General features: G+C 64.5%; 15 protein-coding genes and 1 pseudogene. 2 read left to right on the forward strand and 14 right to left on the reverse strand.

Going from position 1 to position 24,755, the window contains the following annotated elements:
- The 6 genes and pseudogenes from ACEU5R_RS00005 to ACEU5R_RS00030 form a co-directional block, all read right to left on the reverse strand.
- Window positions 1-108 (reverse strand): transposase (locus ACEU5R_RS00005; RefSeq protein ID WP_392408859.1); only part of this gene is annotated, 108 nt, incomplete at its 3' end.
- A gap of 43 nt (window positions 109-151) precedes the next feature.
- The gene (locus ACEU5R_RS00010) at window positions 152-1,156 is read right to left on the reverse strand and encodes a LysM peptidoglycan-binding domain-containing protein (RefSeq protein WP_392408740.1); all 1,005 of its coding nucleotides are present in this window, start codon (window positions 1,154-1,156) and stop codon (window positions 152-154) included.
- A 310-nt stretch (window positions 1,157-1,466) separates the two neighbouring features.
- Complete coding sequence (locus ACEU5R_RS00015) at window positions 1,467-1,994, reverse strand: hypothetical protein (RefSeq protein ID WP_392408741.1); 528 nt, start codon at window positions 1,992-1,994, stop codon at window positions 1,467-1,469.
- A 3-nt stretch (window positions 1,995-1,997) separates the two neighbouring features.
- Complete coding sequence (locus ACEU5R_RS00020) at window positions 1,998-2,309, reverse strand: hypothetical protein (protein WP_392408742.1); 312 nt, start codon at window positions 2,307-2,309, stop codon at window positions 1,998-2,000.
- 8 nt (window positions 2,310-2,317) lie between these two features.
- Window positions 2,318-16,762, reverse strand: coding sequence for a DUF3990 domain-containing protein (locus ACEU5R_RS00025; RefSeq protein ID WP_392408860.1), 14,445 nt, complete (start codon window positions 16,760-16,762; stop codon window positions 2,318-2,320).
- 72 nt (window positions 16,763-16,834) lie between these two features.
- Window positions 16,835-17,416: pseudogene (locus ACEU5R_RS00030) on the reverse strand (RHS repeat domain-containing protein); the annotation flags it as partial.
- 565 nt (window positions 17,417-17,981) lie between these two features.
- On the opposite strand from ACEU5R_RS00030, the gene ACEU5R_RS00035 reads away from it, so the two are divergent.
- Together ACEU5R_RS00035 and ACEU5R_RS00040 are read left to right on the forward strand one after the other, a co-directional pair.
- A complete protein-coding gene (locus tag ACEU5R_RS00035) occupies window positions 17,982-18,545 on the forward strand; it encodes a tetratricopeptide repeat protein (RefSeq protein ID WP_392408743.1) in 564 nt (187 codons plus the stop codon).
- Window positions 18,546-18,552: 7 nt separating this feature from the next.
- A complete protein-coding gene (locus tag ACEU5R_RS00040) occupies window positions 18,553-18,939 on the forward strand; it encodes a hypothetical protein (protein WP_392408744.1) in 387 nt (128 codons plus the stop codon).
- Window positions 18,940-18,957: 18 nt separating this feature from the next.
- Here the strand turns inward: ACEU5R_RS00040 and ACEU5R_RS00045 are convergent, their stop codons facing one another.
- From ACEU5R_RS00045 to ACEU5R_RS00080, 8 genes are read right to left on the reverse strand one after another with little or no spacing between them, the layout of a single operon-like run.
- Window positions 18,958-20,070, reverse strand: coding sequence for a hypothetical protein (locus ACEU5R_RS00045; RefSeq protein ID WP_392408745.1), 1,113 nt, complete (start codon window positions 20,068-20,070; stop codon window positions 18,958-18,960).
- A 59-nt stretch (window positions 20,071-20,129) separates the two neighbouring features.
- Complete coding sequence (locus tag ACEU5R_RS00050) at window positions 20,130-20,909, reverse strand: sigma-70 family RNA polymerase sigma factor (RefSeq protein WP_392408746.1); 780 nt, start codon at window positions 20,907-20,909, stop codon at window positions 20,130-20,132.
- 8 nt (window positions 20,910-20,917) lie between these two features.
- The gene (gene fliP / locus ACEU5R_RS00055) at window positions 20,918-21,679 is read right to left on the reverse strand and encodes a flagellar type III secretion system pore protein FliP (protein ID WP_392408747.1); all 762 of its coding nucleotides are present in this window, start codon (window positions 21,677-21,679) and stop codon (window positions 20,918-20,920) included.
- Window positions 21,676-21,960 carry a flagellar biosynthetic protein FliO gene (locus ACEU5R_RS00060; protein ID WP_392408748.1) on the reverse strand — a complete coding sequence of 95 codons (285 nt, stop codon included), beginning with the start codon at window positions 21,958-21,960 and terminating at the stop codon, window positions 21,676-21,678. Before ACEU5R_RS00060 ends, fliP begins: the two co-directional genes overlap by 4 nt.
- Window positions 21,961-21,998: 38 nt before the next feature.
- Window positions 21,999-22,346, reverse strand: coding sequence for a FliM/FliN family flagellar motor switch protein (locus ACEU5R_RS00065; protein ID WP_392408749.1), 348 nt, complete (start codon window positions 22,344-22,346; stop codon window positions 21,999-22,001).
- A 46-nt stretch (window positions 22,347-22,392) separates the two neighbouring features.
- Complete coding sequence (locus ACEU5R_RS00070) at window positions 22,393-23,154, reverse strand: FliM/FliN family flagellar motor C-terminal domain-containing protein (RefSeq protein ID WP_392408750.1); 762 nt, start codon at window positions 23,152-23,154, stop codon at window positions 22,393-22,395.
- On the reverse strand, window positions 23,154-24,350 hold the full coding sequence (locus ACEU5R_RS00075; RefSeq protein ID WP_392408751.1) for a flagellar hook protein FlgE: 1,197 nt from the start codon (window positions 24,348-24,350) through the stop codon (window positions 23,154-23,156). The genes ACEU5R_RS00070 and ACEU5R_RS00075 overlap by 1 nt, the downstream gene beginning before the upstream one ends.
- 11 nt (window positions 24,351-24,361) lie before the next feature.
- Window positions 24,362-24,751: a flagellar hook assembly protein FlgD gene (locus ACEU5R_RS00080; RefSeq protein ID WP_212311995.1), complete on the reverse strand. Its 390-nt coding sequence runs from the start codon at window positions 24,749-24,751 to the stop codon at window positions 24,362-24,364.
- Window positions 24,752-24,755: the final 4 nt, after the last annotated feature.

The raw sequence follows: 24,755 nt of genomic DNA on the forward strand, positions 1-24,755 counted from the left end.
GGTGACCTCCGAGATCCCGTGCTTGTGGCACAGTTCGGCAACCTTGGCCCCTGCCTCGGCCTCCTTCAGCACCCCAATGATCTGTTCTTCCGTAAATCGTTTCTTCATTGCCGTTCCTTTGTGAACGGACTCTACATCGATTTCGTACTAACTACGGGGAGCAGGTCACACGCTCTCGGCTACTGAATAGCCCACGCCAGCGCCAACTCCTGCCAGCGCCACGCCGCTCCAGCTGAATTTGGATTGCAGGCCCGTCGCAAGTGCTATTCCCTGTGTGATCGTGGAACTCATCATCGCGCGACCAGCTGCCGCGAACATCCCCGACATGGTGAAGCCCGATTGCGACGCACCCTGAACGACCGCCTGTCGCCGCAGAGCCAGTCGCTCCCATGCCGGCTGCCGTCGTGATGGCTCCAGGATTGAAGTAGCCCGTAACCCCGCCAGTAACAGCCCCTCCAATGCCCGCCAGGGCAACGGCCCCCCAGTTGAATTTCTTCTGCATCCCAAGCGCCATGCCGGCGCCTTGGCTGACCACACTGCCGGCGATCGCACCTGCACCCCACGCAGCCATCCCGCCGCCCACGGTGCCGAATGCGCCTACGGCAGCTGGCATCAACGCCCCCGCCGTAAACACCGTCGCCACCACCGCAACCACCGCCAGGATCAAACTGCCAAACCCGCCGCAGCCCCCTCCGCCATCCGCCTCCGGCACCGGCATCGTCGGCTGCGTATCCCCGATCAGCTTGCCCGGGTCATACGGCTTGAAGGTCTTGTAATCGTTATGGTTGCCCGACACCCGGTTCGGGATCGTCACCGTCGCCCCGACCCGCAGGTCGCGGTCGCTGGCAAGACCATTGGCCTCGGCCACCAGGAACCACAGGCGGCTGTCGCCATAGGCCTGCTGCGCGATGGTCTGCAGCGTGTCGCCCGGCTGGATCCGGTACGAGCCCGGGCTGGCCTGCGGGTTGCCGCCGTCGATGGGACGGAAGGACGGCGAGAAGTCGTCCGCGCCCACCGTCGGGCCGGTCGTGCCCAGCAGCTCGCCGTTGACGATCAGGGAACGCGTGGTCTTGCCGTCCTGCACCCGTTGCAGGATCTTGCCGCTGGCGTCGTTCACCAGCGTCTGGTTCTTGCTGTCGTCCTTGGTGTCGACCACGCCCACCAGGTTGCCGTTGACGTCGTACTGGTACGTGGTCTGGCCCGAATCCAGTTCCGTGCTGGTGCCCGACAGCGTGACCTCGCGGTAGCCCTCGTAGCGCGCGTGCGTGTAGTTGTAGGTGTCGTGTACGCCGTGCCCTCGACATGTCCATGCGGTACTGCGTCACATTGCCCGCCTGATCGTAACCGCTGTAGGTCACGGCTAGACAGCCGGCTATGCATTATGTGTTCGTCGGAACTCCTAAAAAAAACACCGGCTTGGAGCCGGTGTCAGGTGAATACATCGCAGTACAAATCACAGGATGCCCTTAGCGCCTGACATAAAAATTCTGCCCACTTTCGGTGTCTCTAAAAACATCAACTCCATCTTCATGAGCTACAAACTCAAGATTCGATGGAATCTTATCACCAGAAATATATTTACTGTTGGCGGTTAAAGATCGTCCATAACTCCAACCCTCTGGCGCAACAATACCCGTATTTTTAGTGCGCCGCGCACAACAAACCGCGACCACTTGACTGGGATCATTATTCCAATCAGTGTGACCAAAATCCACCCACTCGCAAGAAACTACAGGGCCAGATTGTTGATCAACAACCACTATGTCAATCGCAGCGCCATCACTTCCCCTATATCTTAGTCCGACCCTATTGAGCGCCTCTACGAAATTACGGGTATCAATGGGAGTCATAAAACTCACGCACGCCAGCTCCCCATCCGAACATAGCGTTCTATTAGGAATAAGACTTATAAATTCTGCCACTCCACCTGACACTTTTTTGATGATGGACTGGCACAAAATCACCACTGAAATTCCTTCAATCAATACAGCCATCGCTCACTCCAAAAGCCTCTTCTTTTCCCGTTCAAGCCTCTTTTCCCATTCGACAAACGCACTTTCATTTGGCTCATTACCCAATACCACATAAAAATGAACCCTATCCGCCATAGCCAAGGATTCCTCTCGAGCAAAGAACTCCATCGTCTGTACGGGCACATCATATGCCCTACAAAAATCCGGATCAGTGAACTTTTGACAATAGCGATTCACGAGATCTACAGCCTCCGCTTCCGCATGATCAAACCGTTTCCCCAGCTCGCGAACTATTCTTTCAAACAACCAGATCGCATCTTCATCGTCTAATGACATAGAAAAATTCACGGCAAATCACCCTTAAGCATATAAAAATTAAACAAATCTGCAGCCTTCTGCGTGTGAATGCTTGTTTGATCCCCTCTACCCGGCAGAGTTCTCAAACTACCATCCTTTCTGACCGACCCAAACATTGGACCCGTAACCATGTCAAAAGTATAGCGCCATTCATCAGGCGGAACATAACGAGCAGAATTCAAATTCTTATTCATCGAAACGAAATCAACCCATTCAGCATCTGCATTTTTGAAAACTTTACTATCCAGCCGCGCCAACTCAGATTTCGGAACAGCAAACACAACGACATCCTGAGACGTATTCGCCATGGCCGCAGAGTGAAGAGCCTCCTCGCGTGAGGTCGTCATATAAAACCCCTCACCAAAGTCGTTCCAAAGTTTCGATTTTCCAATATCAATACCTTCCAATCGAATTGCGGTAGCCTTCTCTGGCGATGTTCCGTGATAAAACAATATAAAGTCATCCGGGTTTTTGGCGACGATATCTCCTCCGATGAATCTCGACTCCTTTGGCAGTATTGCAGGCATCAGCCCTTGCTTCTGTAGCACTCCTCCCAGCATCTCACCAGCTACAGGCCCCAGCTCCCTCCCAAACTTCGCCGATGTACCAAAGGCCCCTACTGTCGCTTTGGCTCCCAGGCTGAGAGGCTTCGCCACCATGCCGGGGCCAACTACCTCGCCAGCCAGTCCCGTTACCTCCTGAAGTCGCCCGTCGTACTGCACCAGTCGACCATTCCAATAGCCCGAGGTCGCATCTTGTGCCCTATCAAACCAAGTGGAAGGCGACGTGTCCCCGGACATCGCTAACCCTCGTATCGTCGCAGCCTGGGCGGATAACTTGACTAGGTCCATTGCCGCCGTAGTAGCAGAGTTAATTCCGCCTTTAAGCAGCCCCTGACTGGCTTCCCCCAAGAACCCAAAGGCCCGTCTCATTTGCTCCTTGTACGGCATCGACGGAACCGGCTCACTCTCCTCATAAGTGCCTCCCCACGTGACATTTCCCATCGGATCCAAATAACTCGAACCCCATCCATCACTCCCCGTTAAAGCCGCCGCCCCCCTGCCAGCCAGCTTCACCGACAAGGCAGGCAACGGCACCGCAACGATATCCCCTCTATCCGGCACCGGATACGACGTCGCGCCCGTATTCCAGTAGATTTCGCCGTTGGGGCCACGCCCCGCTTCCTTCAAGAACCCGATATCGTTGAAACCACGCGGTGTCGCGCCATAGGCAGCACGTCCAGAGCCCTCCTGAGCCGCCAAGAACTGCGCATCGCCCATAGTCTGCTCACGGAACAGCTGTCGTAAACGACTGTCCCGATCCTGCCCTCCACTGCTTTCGCCAGCAGCCGGAATACGGTCCTTCACCGTCAAAGACTCCACCACCGAATTCCCCAACGCATTCCCAAACGCATCCACCGCAATCTGCAGATAGTTCGGTTTGCCCCCCGTCAGCACCGTCGCCGCAACCCCACCCACCGCGCTAGACGCAAAGCCACGCATCAGGTTCGTCGAGAACTCATTCCCCGTGGGGAACAGCTTGCCTCCCACGAACCCGCCCACTCCCGCGCCCACTCCCGCGCCCACGCCGGCAGCCGCCACATTGGTCCAGCTGAACTTGGACTGCAGCCCCGTCGCCATCGCGATGCCCTGCGTCACCGTCGAGCTGACCGTCGCCCGCACCGCCATCTGCATGGCGTTGGCGCCGGCGTACGTGCCATTGGCGATGCCGGCCTTGATGGACTCCGACAGCGCCTGGTTGCCGCTCAGGAAGCTCGCGCCGTTGAACGCGCCGCCCACCCCGGCCATCACGCCCGAGCCCAGCGCGCCCATCGCCACGCTGCCCCAACTGAACTTGGACTGCATGCCCAGCGCCATGCCCACGCCCTGGCTCACGGCGCTGCCGACAGCACCCGCCGCCAGCCCTATCCCGACCGCGCCGATGCCGGATAGCGTGGACGTGCCGGCCAGTACCGACACCCCCAAGTTCATCATGCCGCCCAGCGTGGCGCCTGCGGGCGCGGCCAACGCCCCCGCCGTAAACACCGTCGCCACCACCGCAACCACCGCCAGGATCAAACTGCCAAACCCGCCGCAGCCCCCTCCGCCATCCGCCTCCGGCACCGGCATCGTCGGCTGCGTATCCCCAATCAGCTTGCCCGGGTCATACGGCTTGAAGGTCTTGTAATCGTTATGGTTGCCCGACACCCGGTTCGGGATCGTCACCGTCGCCCCGACCCGCAGGTCGCGGTCGCTGGCAAGACCATTGGCCTCGGCCACCAGGAACCACAGGCGGCTGTCGCCATAGGCTTGCTGCGCGATGGTCTGTAGCGTGTCGCCCGGCTGGATCCGGTACGAGCCCGGGCTGGCCTGCGGGTTGCCGCCGTCGATGGGACGGAAGGACGGCGAGAAGTCGTCCGCGCCCACCGTCGGGCCAGTCGTGCCCAGCAGCTCGCCGTTGACGATCAGGGAACGCGTGGTCTTGCCGTCCTGCACCCGTTGCAGGATCTTGCCGCTGGCGTCGTTCACCAGCGTCTGGTTCTTGCTGCCGTCCTTGGTGTCGACCACCCCCACCAGGTTGCCGTTGACGTCGTACTGGTACGTGGTCTGGCCCGGATCCAGCTCCGTGCTGGTGCCCGACAGCGTGGCCTCGCGGTAGCCTTCGTAGCGCGCGTGCGTGTAGTTGTAGTAATTCGTGTACGCCGTGCCCTCGTACATGTCCATGCGGTACTGCGTCACGTTGCCCGCCTGGTCGTAGCCGCTGTAGGTCACGTTGTGGCTGCTCGACAGACCCGCGTTCGTCATCTTGACGAAGCGCGTGTTGTACAGCCGGCCGGCGCCGTCGTACATGTTGCGGCGCTGCTCGTTGGCCAGGCCCGAGCGATCGAAGAACGCCTTGCCCAGCGAGCCGTCGATGCCGCTCCAGACCACGCGGTCGGCGCCGTCGTAGTAGCGGTAGTCCAGCAGGTTGCCGTCGCGCCGCTGCGTGACCAGCCGGTTCAGGATGTCGTAGGTATAGGTCTCGGTGGTGAAGCCGGCCGCCGTGCTGCCGTCCCCGTAGACGACCTTGTCCCAGTACGTGTCGCTCAGACGGTTGCCGTTGGCGTCGTAGGTCAGCCGGTGGCCCTGGCCCGCGCTCAGGTCCAGGTTGGCGTTGACGGCCTCCACCGTGGTCTGGCGGTTCATGGCGTCGTAGCCATACCAGTAGTCGCGGTTGCGCCAGGTGTCGGACGCGTCGGTGTACTGGGTCTGGACGCGCTTGCGGTTGCCGTTGGCGTCGTAGTCGATGTTCTGGCGCAGGTAGCCGTCCGATACTTCGCGCAGGCGGCCCAGCGCGTCGTAGGCCATGATGTTGTTCTGGTAGACCCGGCCGCCCTGCTCGGTGCGCTCGCGCACCTTGTTGCCGGCATGGTCGTACGAGAAGTCCGTGATCTTGCCCAGCGCGGCATCGTAGATGCGTGTGACCTGGCCTGCGGCGTCGTAGGTGTAGTTCAGGTTCTGGCCGCGCGTGTTGGTCTGCTGCAGCAGTTGGCGGGCATTGTCATAGGCGTAGTAGTACTTGGCGCCGCCGATGTCGGTGTGGCCGACCAGCTTGCCGAAGTAGTCGTAGGCCCAGGTCGAGGCGTTGCCGTTGGCGTCGGCCTCGAAGGTCTTATTGCCGCGCGCGTCGTAGGCGGTGCGCAGCTCGGTGGACATGCCCGGTTTGCGCACGCCGGTGACGTTGCCGCGCAGGTCGTAGCGGAAATAGACCGTGTCGCCCGCGCCGTTGGTGGAGCTGAGCTTGTTGCCCAGCTCGTCGTAGCGCACGCTCTCGATGACGGTCTTCTGGCCGGTGGCGACCATCGTCAACGCGTCCTGCATGCCGTAGCGCGTCAGCGCGGCGTGCGACGTCAGCGTCAGGCGGCCCATCCAGTCATAGGTGTAGGACGTGACGTTGCCCAGCGCATCGGTCCAGCTGATCTTGTCGCCGAAGCCGTTGTAGCCGTAACGGTAGACGCCGCCGTCGGCGTGCCGCTCGACGATGCGCTTGCCGCCGGCGTCGTACTCCATGCCGGTCAGGTTGCCGTTGCCGTCGCGCGTGGCGACGTTGTTGCCCTGCGCGTCGTAGTACAGGTAGGTGGCGGGTCCGGCGCCCGCCGCGCCATCGGCGCTGGGTCGGATTTCCGAGGTGATCTGGTTGGCCGCGTTATAGGTATAGCGGGTGATCCAATAGGGCGAGCGCGGATCGGAGACCGTCAGCACATTGCCCCAGCGGTCGTAGGTCCGCTCTACCGACGGGCGGCTGGTGACGGCGCCGCCGTTCGGGCCGGACGTGCCCCACGACGCCACCACGCCCAGGATGCCGGACACGTTGGTGCTGATGGGTCGCGGATTGCTGCCGGTGGTGCTGCTGAGGGAATAGCTGGTTGGCCGGCCCGGGATGGTGTAGCCCGCCACATAGGTGGCGGTGGTGTGCGACATGCCGGGACGCGGCGTGACGGCGTTCACCCAGACCTGCTCGTAGCGGGTCTCCTGACGATACTCGGTCTTCCAATAGCCGGGCGTGCCGCCTTCGCCGCCCTCGCCGCCTTCACCGCCGTTGCCGGTCGGCGGCACCCAGACCTGGTAGGGCACGGACACCGTATAGCTGCGGGTGTAGTAATAGCCCGGCGTGGTGGCGCCTTGCGAGATCACGCCGATGCGGTGCTTGCTGGGTTCGGACGCGCCGGTGGGCGTGAACAGCAGGTCGAACTCGTAGTTGCCAGCGGGCAGCGTGCCCAGGCGGACCCAATAGGTCATGACGGACGTTGAACCGCCCTCGCCGCCTTCGCCGCCCTCGCCGGTGCCGGGCGTGCCCACGGGCCCGAACGGCGTGGCGGTCGGGCTCTGGTTCAAGCCCACGGTCGACCAGGCCTGCGTGCCTTGCAGCCGGTACCGGAGCACGGCCGTTCCGTTCAGATTGTTGCGATCAGTCGTGGTCCAGGAAATGCCGGTGCTGCCCGTGTCCAGCGTCAGTCCTTCCGCGATTGGCGGAATGCCGACCGGCGGCACCCAGCGCGGCGGCACCGCGGCCTCCTTGTTGATGAAGCCCGTGGCATGCGCATAGGCGGCGCCGGAACTGCGGTCGATCAGCAACAATTCATACTCGAACTGGCCGGCGCCCATGCCGATCCAGTCCACGCCATCATGACCCGAGCTGCGCGCGGATACCGGCAGCTGGACCCAGGCGCCGCCCGGCGAGCGGTAGCGGAACTGCGCGTCGACGCCCGCGCCGAACGAGGGCCAGCTGAACACGTCGTGGCCGACGGCGCCGAAGCCGATGGCGCTGCTGATCGAGGACAGGCTGGGCGCCGCCAGTGCCAGCGTGCCGGACCCTGTGACCTTGGTCATGCCATCGCGGGCGATCTGCGAGACCCGGTACTCGTAGTTGCCCACGGCCAGCCCTTCCGCGTCATAGCGCAAGGTATTGCCGTAGTTCACCAGCCCCACTTCGCTCCAGCCGCCGTTGGGAACGCGGATTTCCAGCCTGACCTTGACGCCCGGATCGACCGGCGCGGCGATGTCGATGAAGTTGCCCGTGTTGCCGAAGGTGCCCTGCTGGTTGATGACGGTCTGCCAGGTACCGCTGGTGTCCTTCTTGTAGACCGTCATGGCGACCACCCGGGTGACGCCCCCGTCGGTCGTATTCATGGCGGCGCCGTCCCAGCTGAACGTCACGCCAGTCTGCGCCGCGCCGGCCTGGTAGTTCTGCGTGAGGGTCCGGCGCGTGCCGCCGGCGCTCTGGTAAGTCATGACGACGCGCACGTCGCCGTCGCCCAGGCCTGCCAGGCTGGTCCAGCCGAGCTGCACGGTATTGGTGCCGCGCCAGGCGGGCGTACCGGGATCGTTGGGATCCGTGCCGCCTTCGCCGCCCTCGCCGCCATTCTCACCGCCGCCGGGTTTGGGAATGTAATAGAGCGTGGCGGACGAGGCGATGGTGGCGTAGGTGTAGTCGCGATTGACCGTGACCCCGCCCTCGTACACCGTGCGCGCGGGCGCCATGGTCTTGAGCGCGTTGCCAAGCAGGTTGTAGACCGTGTCCTCGCGCCGCAGGTTGCCCATGGCCGACGCCTGCTGGATGGAGCCGATGGCCGCGAGGTCGACATTGCCGCCGCCCGCGCCGGCGCTGGTCATGCTGGCGGTGGCCTTGCCCTGCAGGTTGTAGAGCGTGACCTGGTCCTTGCCGTCCTTGGCGTTGGTGCGCACCAGATTGCCGGCGTTGTCGTACTGGAAATACTCCTGGCGGCCGCCATTGACGCCACGGCGCACCATCTCGCCAAAGGCGTTGTACTCGGTGACGGTATCCGACCAGCCGGCTTCCTGCTGCGACACGTCGACAATGCCGGAACCGTTGGCCTGGGCGTTGCTGCCTTCCCACTTGCTGACCCAGTTGCCGGCCGCGTCCTGCTGCCACACGCGGATGTAGCTCAGTTGGGCAATGCCGCCCACGGCCACCTTGCGTTCGCTCCAGCTGATCGACACGCCCGATGCGGCCGACGCCGCGCCGAAATCCATGGTGCGGCTGGTCGCCACGCCGGGCGAGCCATAGGTGATCGTGGTGCCGCCCGTGGAAACGCCGCCCTCTCCGGCCTCGCCGCCCTCATTGGCGACCGTCTCGCTGTACTGCGTGTTGAGGGTGGTGTAGTACACCTGGACCCTCACCAGGCCCGCGCTGGCATCGATCAGCGAAGACCAGTTGAGGTTGATCGTATTGGTACCGGAAACGACGTACTTCTGCCAGAAATTGAATTCCTTGGTCGCCGACGACCAGCTGGTCTGGACCCCGCTCTTGAGCACGGCCGTGGATGCCGGATCGATCACCCGCGTCTGATGCCCCAGCTTGTCGTACTGGAAGGCCTGGAACCAGGTCTTGACGCTGCCGTCGTTGCCCGTGACGCCGCGCCATTGCTTGGCCAACTGGCCGGCGGCGTTGTAGGAATAGTTGGTGCGCGCGCCGTTGGCGTCTATGGTCTGGATCTTGTTGCCGCGGCTGTCGTAGGCGGCAAAGGTGTAGCGGTTGTCGCCGCTGGAGGTTTCGGTGTAACCCGCCTCGGACGCTTGCGGCGTGCCGTTGGCGTACTGGATGGTGCGGATGATGTTGCCGACCGCGTCGCGGTAGAACACGGTCAACGGCGCGTACGAAGCGCCGGACGCGTTCAGGCGCGCCGCCTCGGTCACCGCCTTCACCCGGCCCAGGGCGTCGTAATAGGTGTAGGACGTGCCGCCCTTGGCGTCCGTCACGCGCGTCTGGTTGCCCAGCACGTCGTAGCCATAGGTCGTCTTCAGGTCGCCGCGCTGCGAGGTGCCGTTGGACTGGTTGCTGTACTCCACGTTGACCCGGGTCTCGGACAGCTTCCTGCCCAGGGCGTCGAAGGCATAGGTCACTAGGCGGTCGTTGGCGTTCGCCACCGGCAGCGCGTAGCCCTGCGCGTTCCAGACAGTGGTGGCCGTGGCGTAATCGCGCACGGAGGTCTTGTTGCCCATCCCGTCATAGGACGAGACCGTGACATAACCCAGGGCATCGACCCGCGCGACCATGTTGCCGACGCGATCGTAGTGCTGGGTCGTGTTCGCCCAGACCTGCGAGACGGGATTGACCAGTTCGCGAATCGCCACCGCCTGACCGAAGGCATCATATTCGGTGCGCACCAGCTTGTTGCTGGTGAAGTACTGCGCCCCGGCCGCCGCCGACGAATCGTAGGCGTAGATCTGCGACTGGCTCACCTCCACGGCGCGGCCCAGCTTGTCGTAGGCGGTCACTTCGCCGCGATCGCCGCCATGATCCAGGCCGGCCGCGTTGACGGCGGCGGCCACGGCTTCCGCCGAGATGCCCTTGTAGCCATTGGCCGTCAAGCCCGTCTTGACCGCGTAGCGCAGGCGCAGCGTGACGTCGCCCATGGCGTTGCGATCGTACTCGGTGACATAGCCTTCGGCATCGACCTCGTACTTCAGCGCCCCGGTCTTGTCATAGACCTTGTAACTGATCGATCCCGCCACGTCCCGGCCCGCCACCGCATTGCCGAACGTGTCGAACAGCACGTCCGACGTCAGCGAGATGGGCGCGGTCTCCTTGCGCGCGGCGACGCCGCTGGCGCCGTTGACCAGCAGGTTGTCGGCGGCCGCGTCGTACAGGCTGACCGGCGGGAAGATGGTCCGCACCTGGCGGCCCGCCGCGTCGTAGACATAGCGCGTGGTGCGGGCCTCGGGCTGGCCGTCCGCCTCGGTGCGCGACAACAGATTGCCCAGGGCGTCATAGACGTTGCGAGTCACCAGCGAGACGGAGCGATTGGCGCCGACAGTCATGTTGCCGTCGGCGGTCCAGCCCGTCTCCAGCGAACCGATCTGCGGCGTGCGCTCGACCAGCAGGCGGCCGGCGGCGTCGTACTCATAGGACCAGGCTTCGCCCGCCTTGTTGACAAAGCGGGTCTTGTTGCCCACCCCGTCATACGCATAGGACTCGGACTTGCCCAGCGTATCGGTGACGCCCAGGAGACGGCCGGCCGCGTCGAACACATAGCTGTCGACCCGGTCGCGCGCGTTGTCGGCGGACAAGGCGGCAGCCACGTCGGCGGCGGACGGCGTGCCGCCCAGCAGCACGCCGTTGGCGTAGCGGCGGCTGCTCACCACGTTCCCGCGCGTGTCGTAGCTCAGCTGCGTGACAAAACCCGCCGCGTCGATCTTGTATACGGGCAGGCCCGCCGCGCCATAGACGCTGCGGCTGCTGCGGTCCTGCGCGTCGACACCCGGCAGGCGCGCCGTCAGCGCCGCCAGGCTCAACTGGCCCGGCGCGGCGCCGGCCAGCGCGTCGCCCGGCATCGGCCTGGCGTACTGGTAGGTTTCCAGCAGATTGCCGACGGCGTCATAGGTATTGCGCACCACGCCCATCAGGGCATCGACCACCAGCACGGCCCGGTTGGCCGCGTCGAAGGCGGTGGTGGTGACCCGGTCCTGGGCATTGGACACCAGGGCCGCCAGGATGGCGCCGCCCTCGCGCGGCACCGTGGCGCCCAGCCGGGTCGCGTAGCGGATCACCTGCACGGCGTTGCCATTGGCGTCCAGCACCTTGCGCGTGACCGCGCCCGTGGGATCCACGCTGGCGATCTGGCGATGCGCGCCGTCGTAGACCCAGTCGGTGGCGCGGTCCTTCAGGCTGCCCTGCACCGAGCGCGGATCGCCGCCAGCCGCCACGGGCGTGGCGTACTGGATCTGCCGCAGCAGGTTGCCGGCGGCGTCATAGATGTTCTCGGTCACCGCGCCCAGGCCGTTCATGACGTGAGTCAGGCGGCCGATGCCGTCGTAGGCATTCAGGCTGCGCTGATCGCGCGCGGCGTCGGCCACGCCCGCCAGCGCCGCGTCGATGGCCGCCGCCGTCAGCGCCACGTTGGCCGGCACGCGCGTGGCGTAGGCGATCCGTTCCACTACCTTGCCATTGGCGTCGTAGCGCTGGCGCACCACGGCGCCGGTGCCATCCACCTGCAGGATGGCATGTCCAAACGCGTCGTAGACCGCGCGCTGGCGCTGGTCGTAGGCGATATCCACCACCGGCGCGGCCGGCATCTTGGCCGCGCCCACGCTGGCGGCCGGCAGGCGGTTGGCATAGGCGATGCGTTCGCTCAGATTGCCGGCGGCGTCGTACTTGTAGGTCACCACCGAACCCAGCGCGTCCACCGTCATCGCCAGCCGCGAGTCGGCGCCGTAGTAACGGTACTCGGCCCGGTCCGACGGCTGCGGCGACAGCAGCGCCCGCACCTGCGCCTCGCTGGCCGGCGATCCCAGCCCCGCCGTCGCCACCCGCGTGGCGTAACCGATGGGCGCCGTCAGGCGGCCGGCGGCGTCATAGCGGCTCTCGCTCACCGCGCCGTCGGGATTGACCTGCAGGATGATCCTTCCCGCCGCATCCAGCACATAACGCGTGATGTTGCCGTTGCCGTCCACGGCGGCGACCAGACGATTGGCGCTGTCGTACACGCGCGAGACCGTGATGTCACCCGCCGCCGCCGGCACGCTGGCCGGATTGCTGCCCGGCGCCAGGCGCGTGGCGTAGCGGATCTGTGTCAGCAGGTTGCCGGACGCGTCATAGGTGTTCCTGGTGACGGCGCCGGTGCCGTCCATGACATAAATGAGCCGGCCCGCGGCGTCATGGACGTTGACGGCGAGCTGGTCGCGCGCGGGATCGGCCAGCGGCGCCAGCGCGGCGGTGATCGCCGCCTCCGTCATCGCCGTGCCGGCCGGAATGCGGGCCGCGTAGGCCACGCGCTCGATCACGTTGCCGTTGCCGTCGTAGCGCTGGCGCACCACGCCGCCCAGGGCATCCACCTGGAAGACCGCGCGGTCCAGCGCGTCATAGACCGTGCGCTGGCGCTGGTCGTAGACGGGGTTGAGCTGCGGCGGGGCCGGCATCTGCGCGGCGCCTATGCTGGCGGCGGGCAGGCGGGTGGCGTAGGCGATGCGCTCGGTCACGTTGCCGTTGCCGTCATAGGCATAGCTGACCACGTCGCCCGTGCCGCTGACCGTCATCGCCAGGCGACCGCCGGCGGTGTAATAGCGGTATTCCGAGACGTCGGCGGGATTTGGCTTGAGCAGGCCGCGCAGCTCGAAGTCGCTGACGGTGAGCGCCCCCTTCAGATCCACGGGCGTGACGTAGGCCACCGTCCCGATCACCTGGCCGGCGGCGTCATAGCGGGTCTGGACCACATAGCCCGCCCCGTTGACCGTCATCGTCGGCCGGCCTCTGTCGTCGTAGGTCTGATAGGTGCGCGTGCCGTCCGGCGCCACCTTGGCCAGGGGCCTGTCATTCAGGTCATACACATAGCGCGTGACCAACGCCAATCCCGCCGGATCCAGCGTCTCGGTATCACGCCGACCGAGGTTGTCGTAGCCATACCGGGTTACCACGCCGTTGGGCGCGGTAACCGTCAGTTGCTGACCAGACTCGTTGTAGGTATATCGGGTCACCAGCTTCAGGCCGGTCGCATCCTCTGTCGTGGACAGCACACGGCCGGCCTTGTCGAACGTCACCAGGGTCTGGCGTCCGCCCGGCTCGATGGTCTGATACTGGCGGCCGAACGCGTCGTAGCGGTACTCCGTCAGCAACTTCTGCCCGTCGGGATCCACCAGGCGGCTCAGGCGCCGACCCAGGGCATCATAGGTATAGCTGGTCTTGACCCCACGCGCGTCCACGGTCTCGATCAGACGCTGCAGATTGTCGTAACGGTTGGCGACCGTCATGCCGCCGTCTTCGGTCCGCACCAGGCTGCCGTCCGCGTTGTACGCATGACGCGTCACGTTGCCGTTGCCGTCGCGCAACTCCACCGTCTGCCCAAAGGCGTTGTGGATGGTCGTCACCGAGACGCCGTCCGGCGTCGTCATGGTCACGCTGCGGTTCTGCGCATCGTAGGCGTAGGTGGTACGGCGGCCCAATTCGTCGATGCGCCAGAGCACATTGTCGAAGGCGTCGTAGGCGGTCTTCTTGTTGATCACCGAGTCGTAGGTCAGTACTTGCCGGCCACGTCTGTCGTACTCGAAATTGGTCGTGTTTCCGGTTCCGTCGCGCGATGCGATCAGTCGGCCGAATACGTCATAGATACTGGTGGTCTTGCGGCCGTACCCGCCCACGTCCTCCTTCAGCAAGGTCAGCCGCCCCGTCCGGTCATACTCCCGCGTGTCGGTGCGGTTCTTCGAGCCATCAATCCGGGTGATGCGCTGGATCTCGTTGCCGAAAGCGTCATAGCTGCGCTGTATCAGGCCGCCCGCGCCGTCGGTTTCACTCTGCACGCGACCATCGATGGTGTACGTATAGGTCGCGCGAATGTCCACATTGGCATTGCTGGCGGCGGCCAGCGCGAGCTTGAGCGCATCATTGACCGGGCCGCCGTTCAGGCCCTGCGTATTGATGGGCGCGCCATAGCGCACCGTCTCGACCAGCTGGCCCAGGTTGTCGTATACGTTCTCCTGCACATAGCCCAGGGCGTTGATGGTGTGCGTGACCCGGCCGTTGGCGTCGAAGTAGTACAGCGTGCGCTGCCCCGCGCCGTCCACCATCGAGGTGCGCCGTCCCACCGCGTCATAGGTGTACGAGGTGCCATAGGTCCGCCAGATATCATCGATCTGTGCCTGCGTCTGGTTGCCGTCTATCCTGGCCGCGCCCTCTCCGGACAGCTCGCCGATCAAGCGGCCTTGCAGGTCGTAGCGCGACAGCACGCCGCGCGAGGTCGAGGTTCCGGCGGCCCGGACCATCGACGTCATGCGGCCCATCTCGTCATAGACGTACAGCGTGAGCGCGCCTTCGGCATTCCGTTCCGACGAGACCTTGTCCAGCCGCGTATAGGTGTAGGTCCAGACCTGGTCCTGCGCGCTGGTCGCTGGCCGCATCTTGGCAATGTCGGGCGAGTACTTCACCGGCATGGTCGAGCCGGTATTGGCGCCGGTCAGCGACGTGGCATAGCGCACCTTGGTCGTCAGGTTGCCGCTCGCGTCGTAGACGAATTCGGTCAGATAGCCTTCGCCGTCCAGCGTGCCGGTCAGGCGGCCCAGGCCGTTGTAGAACTTGTATTCGACGATGTCTTGATATGACGAGGCAGGCTTGGCCGAGGCGAACGAAGGATTCGCCCCTTGATTCTCTACCCGCGTCCCATAGGTGATCCGCTGTACTTCACGGCCAGCACTGTCATAGACACGTTCCGTGAAGAGACCTTCCGCGTCCAGCGTTCCGCGCACCTTGCCGTCATCCGTATAGAAGGTATAACTATGACGATCGGCACTGGAAGCTTTTACTATCAGGTCCTGCGCGCGCTCGGGCCACGGCACGGGAGAGTTTGTCCAACGCTGCGCGTACCCGATCTCCTCTACCAACCGGCCCAGATTGTCGTAGCGATACTCCGTAACGGCATTGGCCGCATCCCTGGTCTTTGCCAACCTTCCCGCGGCATCATAGAAATTCCAGACTGACGACTTTTCCCCTGTCGGTATGAGCCTGCCCATTTGCACGATCTTCGGCTTTCCCTGGGCGTCTACCAGATTGGAAATATCCACCTTGGCGGAATAGGTGTTCGTCCGCCAGAGCCTGCCTTGCGAGTTGTACTGATATTCGGTCAAGATTCCGTTTACATCCACGTCTCCGGTCTTGCGGCCCGCTTCGTCGTAGACAATGAATGCCTGTCTCCCCGCCGGGTCCGTGGTGATACGCAGCCTGCCCAGCACGTCATAGACATATCGCGTTTCGCCAAGATTCTGGCCCTCCGGACTTTGCTCATATTGGCTGATCTTCTGCCCGGCCTTGTCGTAGACCGACACAGTGCGCAGACCGTTTGCCTGCGTCAACGTCATCCGGTTTCCAACATCGTCATACTGCGTCAATGTCGTCTGACCCAGTGCATTCTGCACGGATATCACACGGCCCATGCCGTCATAGACATAGCTGGTGGCGCCTCCCGTGGGAGTGACGGTTGAAATCAACCGGCCCGACCTGTCGTAGACATAGCGCGTTACTGCCTGTTCGCCATCCAGCACGCCATCGCCGCTTGCGTTGACTGAGCGATATGCCGTCGTCTGTTGCAGCATGCCGCGATAGTCATAAACCGCATCCACTCGCGATACCCGGCTCATGTCCGCAGCAGAGGCCCAGGCTTGCATCGATGCCTCCGTCGGCGCCTCGTTCAAAGCCAATGCCCGAATGGGGTAGACGTCTCCCGCATACGTCAGTGTGGAGGTCCGCTCACCGTAGCCGTTGTAGCGATGCTCCGTCACGTTGCCCACGGGATTGATCTGGAATCGTAGCCTTCCTGCCGCGTCGTAGACGTTTCTCGTGACAAGCTCACCGCTCGCAGCCTTGCCATTCGACGCTGGGACCGAGTATGCGGTTTCCGTCAGCAATCGGTTTTCGCTGTCATAACTGCGCGTCACGAGATTGCCAAGCGAGTCCGACCACTTGATCTGATTGCCTCGGGCGTCGTAGGCCATATCGACGACGTAATCGCCTGGATATGTAATCTGCGTCACGTTTCCATAGACGGAAGTGACATAGGAGGTCGTTTGCCGGACACCGTTCGCCGCCGGCGTGGTCACAGCCGATAGGTTTCCCCGCGCGTCAAAGTTGTAGCTGGTGACCGCCCCCAAATGATCGATAACATTTACCTGTTGATTGTTGATGTAGTTGTAGCTGGTCACCCGGCCAAGCGCATCCGTCACTTCTGAAATACGCTTGCTGGCATCCTGCACGTACTTGAACGACATCTGCGTGCCGTCAGTCTGGGACACGGATGCAATCCTGTCGCTGTCGCCGTCATAGGTATAGAACGTCTGAAACACCTTGCCATCGGCAATGGAGTTGTCTTCTGGAGTCAGATCGACCGAGACTGTGGAAAGTCGCCCCAGACTGTCGTAGCCGTAGCGCACACGGGTTTGCACTACCTGCACCCCGCCATCCATCGTGGCTGTGCGAATCTGCGTCAGATTCTTTCCGGCATAGTCGTAGAACGTAACGCCCCCGCTCGAGTCCGTCACGCTCGCCAGCTTGCCATTGGCCCCGTACGCATAGACGCGAGAATTGCCGCTAGCATCCGTGCTCTTGAGCAAACGCCCGGCACCGCCGACCTCGTAGCGCTCAATCAGGCCTGAGCTTCCTTCCTTCCAAACATAGTGACCCGCTTCCTGGTCCCAGACCATGGTGTCGTGGGCACCCGCTCCTTCATTCGAGGTATAGCTTCCCGTGTATGAGTTGTAGGCGAAAGTCTGCTCCGACCCGTCCTCGTCCACCCGCTTGAAATAGCTTCCCGCCTTGCCATACTGTCCGATAAGCTGGACCTTCTTGAGAGCCGCGCCAATCGCCCACGCGTCCTCATGTCCACCTTTTCCTTGGCTGTTATGCGTACGCACGGTCCCGTACATCGCCCCATGGCCAGCCAGCTGATCGTCCACGGTGCGAAAAACCAAGTTTCCCGTCGTCACGTTGACGTAGATCTGCTCAGAACTACGCCCTAAAGCGGCATTGCCGAACGTTCCCTTATCGCCCAGCGTCGCCAGCGAACTCAGATTAAGCCCCAGCGTGTTTCCACTTACGATCGCGACCATGTTCAGGCAACCCTCAGAGTGTTTTTGCGCAGCGCCCCGAGATATCGAGGGCGTACTATCCGTGCTCAACTTTTCCCTTCGGGGTCCCGACGGTTTAGCGGCCGTCGCTTGCCGCGAGTCAAACTGGCAACGGATTCAGATGCCGGGGATGGCGGCCCTAAACCGAACCTTCCCCATTAGGACAAGTTCGAACAGGTCCGCACTTGGCGGGTCCAATCCTCACGGCGAGCCGATGGCCGAGCCGTACTCGATTCCGGAGCACCCATGAGCCTGACTTTCGCCGCCGCGCCGCAACCTGCCGCAGGCGCCGCCGCGAAGTCCGCTGTTTGAACGCGATGACGCGCCCGCTTTATCGGACAGACTCGCCAAGAAACACGGTGGTACCCTTGGGACGTGATCCGCACGTGGCTGAAGCCGGCGACCGCCGCGGCCCGCCGATAGAAGCGCGCAAGACCCGCCACACTCAGCTCCGCGCTTCGTCTCCCGGCAGTGGGAACACAGGTTGGCGACACGCCGCTGTCCGCGCCGACCGCCATCAGCTGCCTGGCTCCATCGCCCTTTCGCCATGAGTACATCCACAGACCGCCCGCTTTATCTCGATCACTATGTCCAGGCGCTGGAAGACGGCGACAGCGAGGCTGCGCTGCGCATCCTGCAACAAGCCTGTACCGATCATCCCGGGTCCGGCACGCCGCATGCCTTGCTGGCCGCCCAGCTCATGCATGCGGGCGAGGTCGACGCCGCGGAGGCGGCGTTCATTCGCGCCCTGGCTCTCGATCCGGATTTGAGTACCGCCAGATTCCAGCTGGGCCTGCTGCAATTCACCAGCGCGCGGCCGCAAACCGCGTTCCAGACCTGGGCTCCGCTCGAAACGCTGGGGGAATCGCACTACCTGGTGTGCTTCAAGCGCGCCTTCGCCGCGCTGGCCATGGACTGCTTCGACGATGCGCTGTTCCTCATCGAACAAGGCATGTCGCGCAATGACGAAAACGCACCCTTGAACCAGGACATGGGCATGCTGGCCGCGCACATCCGGACGCAGCGCGGCGACGCCTCAACCGATTCCGCCGTCCCGCAGAACGAAGCCGCCGCCCAATTCGTGCTGGCGTCCTACAAGCAGAACCTGTAGACCCCTCATGATCGACGGCATTGGGCGCCTGGCCCAGCTCATCCAGCAGCGCACGCTCGCGGGCGGCAGAACAGGCAAGACGGGACTGGCCGGCAGGACATCCAACGCGGGCAAACCCACCAGGACGGCGGAGCCGCCGGTCTTCACGGCGTTGCTGACGCGGGTATCGGCGCTGGAGAGCGACGACCCCGAGCGCGAACGCAAGGCGTTTCGCTATTTCCTGGAGGCGGCCCTGCTGTCCGAACTGGGCGCGGGCCTGATCAACGATCCGAAGTTTCATCAGCTGGTGGACATCGTCCAGCAACGGATGCAGGCGCAACCGGATCTGCTGGCCGCCAGCCAGAAAGCGGCCCGCCTGCTGCTGGCGATGCCACGGGAAGCCCAGCCGGGCTGAGCCCGGCGCGCGGCGCGTCTAGTTCGACATCCAGTCCAGCAGCGAACGGCCGTCCGGGGCTTGCGCGCCGCGCAGCGCGCGCTCGGCCAGACGCTGGAACGCTTCGGGACGCTGCAACGCGCCGCTGCGCGCGGCCTGCGCATAACGGACCGACAGCGAGGACGGGTCCAGCCGCAGCGCCAGTTCGATGTGGTGATCGGCTTGTTCCGCCCGGCCCGCCAGCGCATGCGTGATGGCGACGCCGCCATGGCTTTCGCCAAAGTTGCGGTCCAGCGCCAGCGCGTGCTCGAACGCGGTCGACGCAGCGGCCAGGTCGCCCCTCAACAACTGCGCCCAGCCCAATCCGTGCCAACTGCCGATATGCGCGGGCATGAGCGCCGTGGCGCGCTGAAAGGCATCGACGGCTGCCTGCGGCTGTCGCAGCAGGAGCTGGGCGATACCCGCCGACGACCACACGCGCCCTTCGGCCGGCCGGCGCTGCAGCACGGCATTGAAATCGGTCAGCGCGCTCACCGGATCCTTGGCTGCCAGCGCCAGCGCGCCGCGCGCCGTCAAGGCCTCCACACTGTCTGACGCGCCCGCCAGCGCAACCGTCACCCAGTGCCGCGCGGCCGCGAAGTCGCCCGCGTCCACGGCCATCAGGCTCAGCACGCCGGCGGCTTCGGGCTGGCTTTCCAGCGGCAGCGCGCCGGCCCACGCCAATGCCTCGGTCAATCGTCGCTGGAAATGCAGGGTGCGCAACCGATAGGCCCAGGCGTGTGGCGGCAGACGGCCGCCAGCCTGCAATTCGGACCAGATCGTCTCGGCGGCGTTGTGTTCCCCGGAGCAATGCAACAGCGTGGCCAGGGTCGCCTGCAAATCCGCGTCATCCGGAAAACGCTGGCACAACGACCGCTGAGCCGCCAGCGCCTCGGGCCAACGGCCTTGGGCCGCCAGCAGGGCCGCCTGTCGGTGCGACAAGTAGGCCGCGTCTCCCTCCACGGCCCTGGCCTGGTCCAGATAGGCCTGGGCCCGCTCCAGATAGCCCAGATCCAGCGCCAGCTCGAACGCCTGCATCGCGAGCAGCGCGTTGCCGGGGTCCTGGCGCAAATAGGCGTCATAGCGATCCAGGCGTTCGGAAGAAGTCGACATGTTCAGGGCTCCTTTGCTGCGGAAATCATTCTTGGAAGAGCGTAGCGCCAATCACGGCTTCAGAAATCGGCGGCGGACTGCCTGAGCTTGCCGAGTTCCTGTCTCAGCATGTCCAGGGCGCGCTTGTGCAGTTGGGAAATGCGGCCCTTGGTCAGGCCCATCTCCGCCGCGATGTCCTGGAACGGCACGTCCTGCATATAGTGCGAACGCACGATGTGGCGCTCCCGCTCGGGCAACGCGGCGACCAGCGCCAGCACGCGGTCGCGCAACTGCCTGAGCTCCACCTGCTCATAGGCGCCCAGGCCGCGCGTGGCCTCGGTGCTCTCCCATTCGATCAGGCCGGACCCTTCCAGCAGCACGCCCAGCGCCACGCCCACGCCGGCGGCCGCCAGCCTTCGGAACAGCGCCTCGGTCGACTCCTCGGCGCCATCCGGCGCATCATCCTCGGCCAGCGAGGCGACGCGCTCGCCGGTGGCGGTCATGCGCCGCTGGATAGACAGCTGCTGCTGGCGCTCGGTAAGCTTCTCCAGGCCATTGAGAATGGAACCCGTCATGCGGGTGGTGGCATAGGTCTTGAACGATGCGCCCAGGCCTGGTTGATAGCGGTCGACGCATTCCATCAGGCCGAGCGAGGCATACTGCATATAGTCGTCGAATTCGAAATCCTGGCCGCCACGCCGGGAATACATGCGCGCCGCGATCGCGCGCGCATAAGGCAGATAACGCGACACCAGGCGGTCCCGCAACGCCTGTGTCGGTTGTTTCCGGTAGGCGAGCCAGAGCATGTCCTCTTCGGGAAGCACGGGCCATTCTGGCTCTTGCACAGCTGCGATCATCATGGCCGGACTCAATGGAAGGAACCGATGGTGGAGCGCAGGACCAGTCCCCAGCCGTCTATCAGCACGAACAAGAGGATCTTGATCGGCAGCGAGACCGTGACAGGCGGCATCATCATCATGCCCAGGCCCATCAGCACGCTCGACACGATCAGGTCGATCAGCAGGAACGGCAGGAAAATGACGAAGCCGATCTGGAACGCGACGCGCAGCTCCGACAGCATGAACGCGGGGATCAGCTGGACGTTGCCGACCTCATCGAGCGTGGCCGGTTTGGGCGCGCCCGACAGTTCCAGCATCAACGCCAGGTCTTCCTCGCGCGTATGCCTGGCCATGAACGCCCGCAAGGGCCGGGCGCCGCGCTCGTAGGCCTCTTCGACGGAGATGCTGCCTTGCATGAACGGCTGCAGCGCATCCCGATTCAGTTCATTCATGACCGGCGACATCACGAACAGCGTCAGGAACAGGGCCAGGCCCAGCAGCGCGGCGTTGGGCGGCGTTTCCTGCATGCCGAAGCCATGCCTCAACATGGACAGCACGATGATGATGCGCAGGAACGCCGTCGTGCATACCAGCAGCGCCGGCAACAGGCTGAGCGCGGTCAGGCCGATGGCGATGCGCAACGCGCTGGCGGTCGCGGGCGCGTCGACGCCCGCCAGATCACCCATGCCCGACGAGGCGCCGGCAGCGCCCGCCGCCATCGCCTGCCACGGCGCCAACCAGACGAGCAGACCCAGCGTCGCCACGATCCGGCCAAGGGAGACGCGCTTCATCGCCCGCTCCCCGGCGCGCCCGCATCGGCCGGCGCGCGCGCGATCTCGCGGGCGCCGGACTCGCTGACAGACAGCAGGATGCGCTGGCCGCCAAACTCGACGACTTCAAGCGCCACGCGCGGGCTGAGCCGTGCCCCGCCCAGTCGTCTCACCGGCGCATCCACCCGCCGGCGGCCGCCTTGCGACCCCGCGCGCCTGCGCCACCAGAAAACCGCGGCGCAGGCGAGCAGGGCCAGCACCACGGCCAGCGCCCAAGACCAAGACTGCAACGCGGTGCTCACGGCCCGATCCTGCCCCCAGGCCAGGGGCGTATCGGCATTCATGCGAGCGAACGCAAGTCCAGCGGCAATTCGGTCACGCGGATGCCGAAATGATCGCCCACCGCGACCAGCTCTCCGCGCGCGACCACGCTGCCCTCCAGCAACAGGTCCACCGGCTGGTCGACCCGCCGGTCCAGCGCGAAGACCTGCGCGCTCTTGGCATTGATCAGGTCGCCAACGGTCAGTTCGACCTCGCCGACGCGCACCGACAGCGTCGCCTTCACGCTATGAATGGGGTTTAGATTGCGGATCGCCAGCGCGGTTTGCTCCGCCTGGGCGTCCGCGCCTTCGGGAAAATCGACCGCTTGGGCCATTGCGCCGGCAATGTCCGTATGGGGATGAGTCAAGTCCGTACTCCTAGGCACTTCTTCTAATAATCGGACCAGACGGCGCTCATGGCGCCGCGCGGTCCAGTCGGATGGCCTTGTGGGGCCCGATTTTTGCCAAATGCACCTCGGCGACCGCCGTGGCGTCCTGCGCCCGCAGCATCGCGGGCTCCTCCAATCCATGGTCCAGGGCAACCACATCGCCGATGGACAGCGAACACAGGCCGCCGATCTCCAGCCGCACAGGCCGCAGCGTCACGTTCAGCCTGACGGCACGCTGGCCGATGGCCTGCTGCAACGGCGCCAGCGGCGCGCCCTTTCCCCGAACACGCCCGGCCAGCCGTTGCGCCGCCCCGGCGCTCAGCGCCAGCGGCAACCTGGCCTGGCCCAATCGCACGGACATCATCAAGCCGCCTCGCGCAACGCCCTCGGGCAACGCGCCAGGCGCGCTGTCGATGGCATGCCACGCCTGCGCCTGGCGCAACGCCTCGGCCAGCGCCAATGCCGCGCGCCGGCCAGCGCCGGCCAGCATCGCCCCGCCGGAACGCGCGACGACATCGCCCTCGGCGTCGCCGCACAAAGCCGCTCCCAGCGCGCGGGTCGCGACATCGGAATGCGCCATCCATACGCCGCCCTGGTCGGCGCCATCTGAGAGCGCCAGCCAGACGGGATCCGTCGAGGGAGGTCTGTCGAAGGCCTCTGGTTCGACGCGCAGGGCCGCGAACTCGGCCCCCCATTGCTCGCACCAGTCCCGCAACGACTCCCGCAACGTGTCGGCCACGCGCCCGCTCTCCTGGCCGGTCCACCATCCGATGCTCCAGGCCGTCATCAGCGCCGCCCCTTCAGATCGAACAGGGACTGGATCAGATCATTGGCCGTGGACACGGCCTGCGACGAAGCCTGATAGCCGCGCTGCATCACGACCAGATCGCTGAACTCCTGCGACAGGTCCACGTTGGAACCTTCGACGCGCCCCGTCAGCAGGCGTCCGAATCCGGGCAGGCGCGGGTTGCCCAGCATGCGCGCGGCCTCGTCCCTGAGCACGAACTGGCTGGCGCCCATCGGAGACAGGGCGTCATCCGAACCGAAACGCGCGAGCGCGATGCGGCTGCCCTGCCGGGATTGGCCATTTGAATAGCTGACGGACAACACACCGGAACCATCAAAGGTGATGCCGGTCGCCGTGCCTGCCGCGTAGCCATCCTGGTTCGAGACTGTCAGCGTGGACGTGGTGCCGGACGCGAACGCCGTCACGCCCTCGCTGAAATCCAGCTCGATCGGCTGCGCCTCCAGCGCGGGCAAGCTGTAGATGATGGAGATCCGGGACGCGGCCGGATCGATCCGGCCGTCCTTGAAGGCCAGCGTGCCCTCCCCCAGCTTGTTCGGCCCGTCTTCGATCGTCACTTTCCAGGTGCCCGGCCTGGTCGCGCCTGTGTTGACGAAAGACACCTTCAGCAGATGCTCCGCGCCGCTGCGGTCGTAGACCTTGACGGCGTTGAGCTGATGGTCCGTACCGGTCGACGACAGGTAGCCATTGAAGCGGATGCGCGACGTGGAATTTGCCGGGGACGTGGTCAGCCCCGCCGTGGAGATCTCGCCCAACGGGCCCTCACCGTTGCGCCCCGTGCCCAGGACCGTCGCGCGATCGCTCTTGTTTCGCAGCACGCCATCATCGCCAAAGTCGAACTGGGCCGCGCGCGTGTAGCGCACTTCGCCATCGGGCATGCGCAACATGAAGTAGCCGGCGCCGTCCAGCGCCATGTCCAGGCCGCTGCCGGTCTGCCGGGCTTCGCCGGGGCTGAAATCCGTGCGCGTCGCATACGTGTCCACGCCGGCGCCGCCGCCCGCGCCGGGGCCGCTCCAGCCCTTGCTGTAAGGCGCGTAGGCGTTGAACTGCTCTTCAAACAGGACCTGCGATTTCTTGAAGCCGGGCGTGTTCATGTTCGCCACGTTGTTGCTGATGGTCTTCAGTCCCTTGGAGAATCCGTTCATGCCTGAAAGACTCAACCAGATGCTATCCAGCATGACGCGCTCCTTCAGCGTATGGCCGATACCGAACCGAGGCTCACGTCATTGACGACAGAGCCGCTGGATGTCCGGATGCTGAGCGTCGGCGTGCCCGATGCCAGGCTGAGCGCCGTCACGGTCCCGGTGATGCTGCCCGTGGGCGACTGGGCGTCCACCGTCTTGCCGATCAGGCCCACGGATTGCAGCGTGGACTGGAGCGTGACCAACTGGTCCAGCTTGGCGTAGGTCTGGCGGCTCTGCTCCAGCGATGAGAACTGGGCGATCTGCCCGATGAAATCCTGGTTCTCCATGGGCTTGAGCGGGTTCTGGTTGGTGAGCTGGGCCAGCAGCACCTTGAGCAGGTCCTGCATGCCCAGCTGGGTCGAGGCGGAAGCCGCGGCGGTCGAATCGATGGCCATGAAG

Source organism: Achromobacter sp. 413638 (genome assembly GCF_043119405.1).
In the GTDB taxonomy this organism is placed as follows: Bacteria; Pseudomonadota; Gammaproteobacteria; order Burkholderiales; family Burkholderiaceae_B; genus Achromobacter.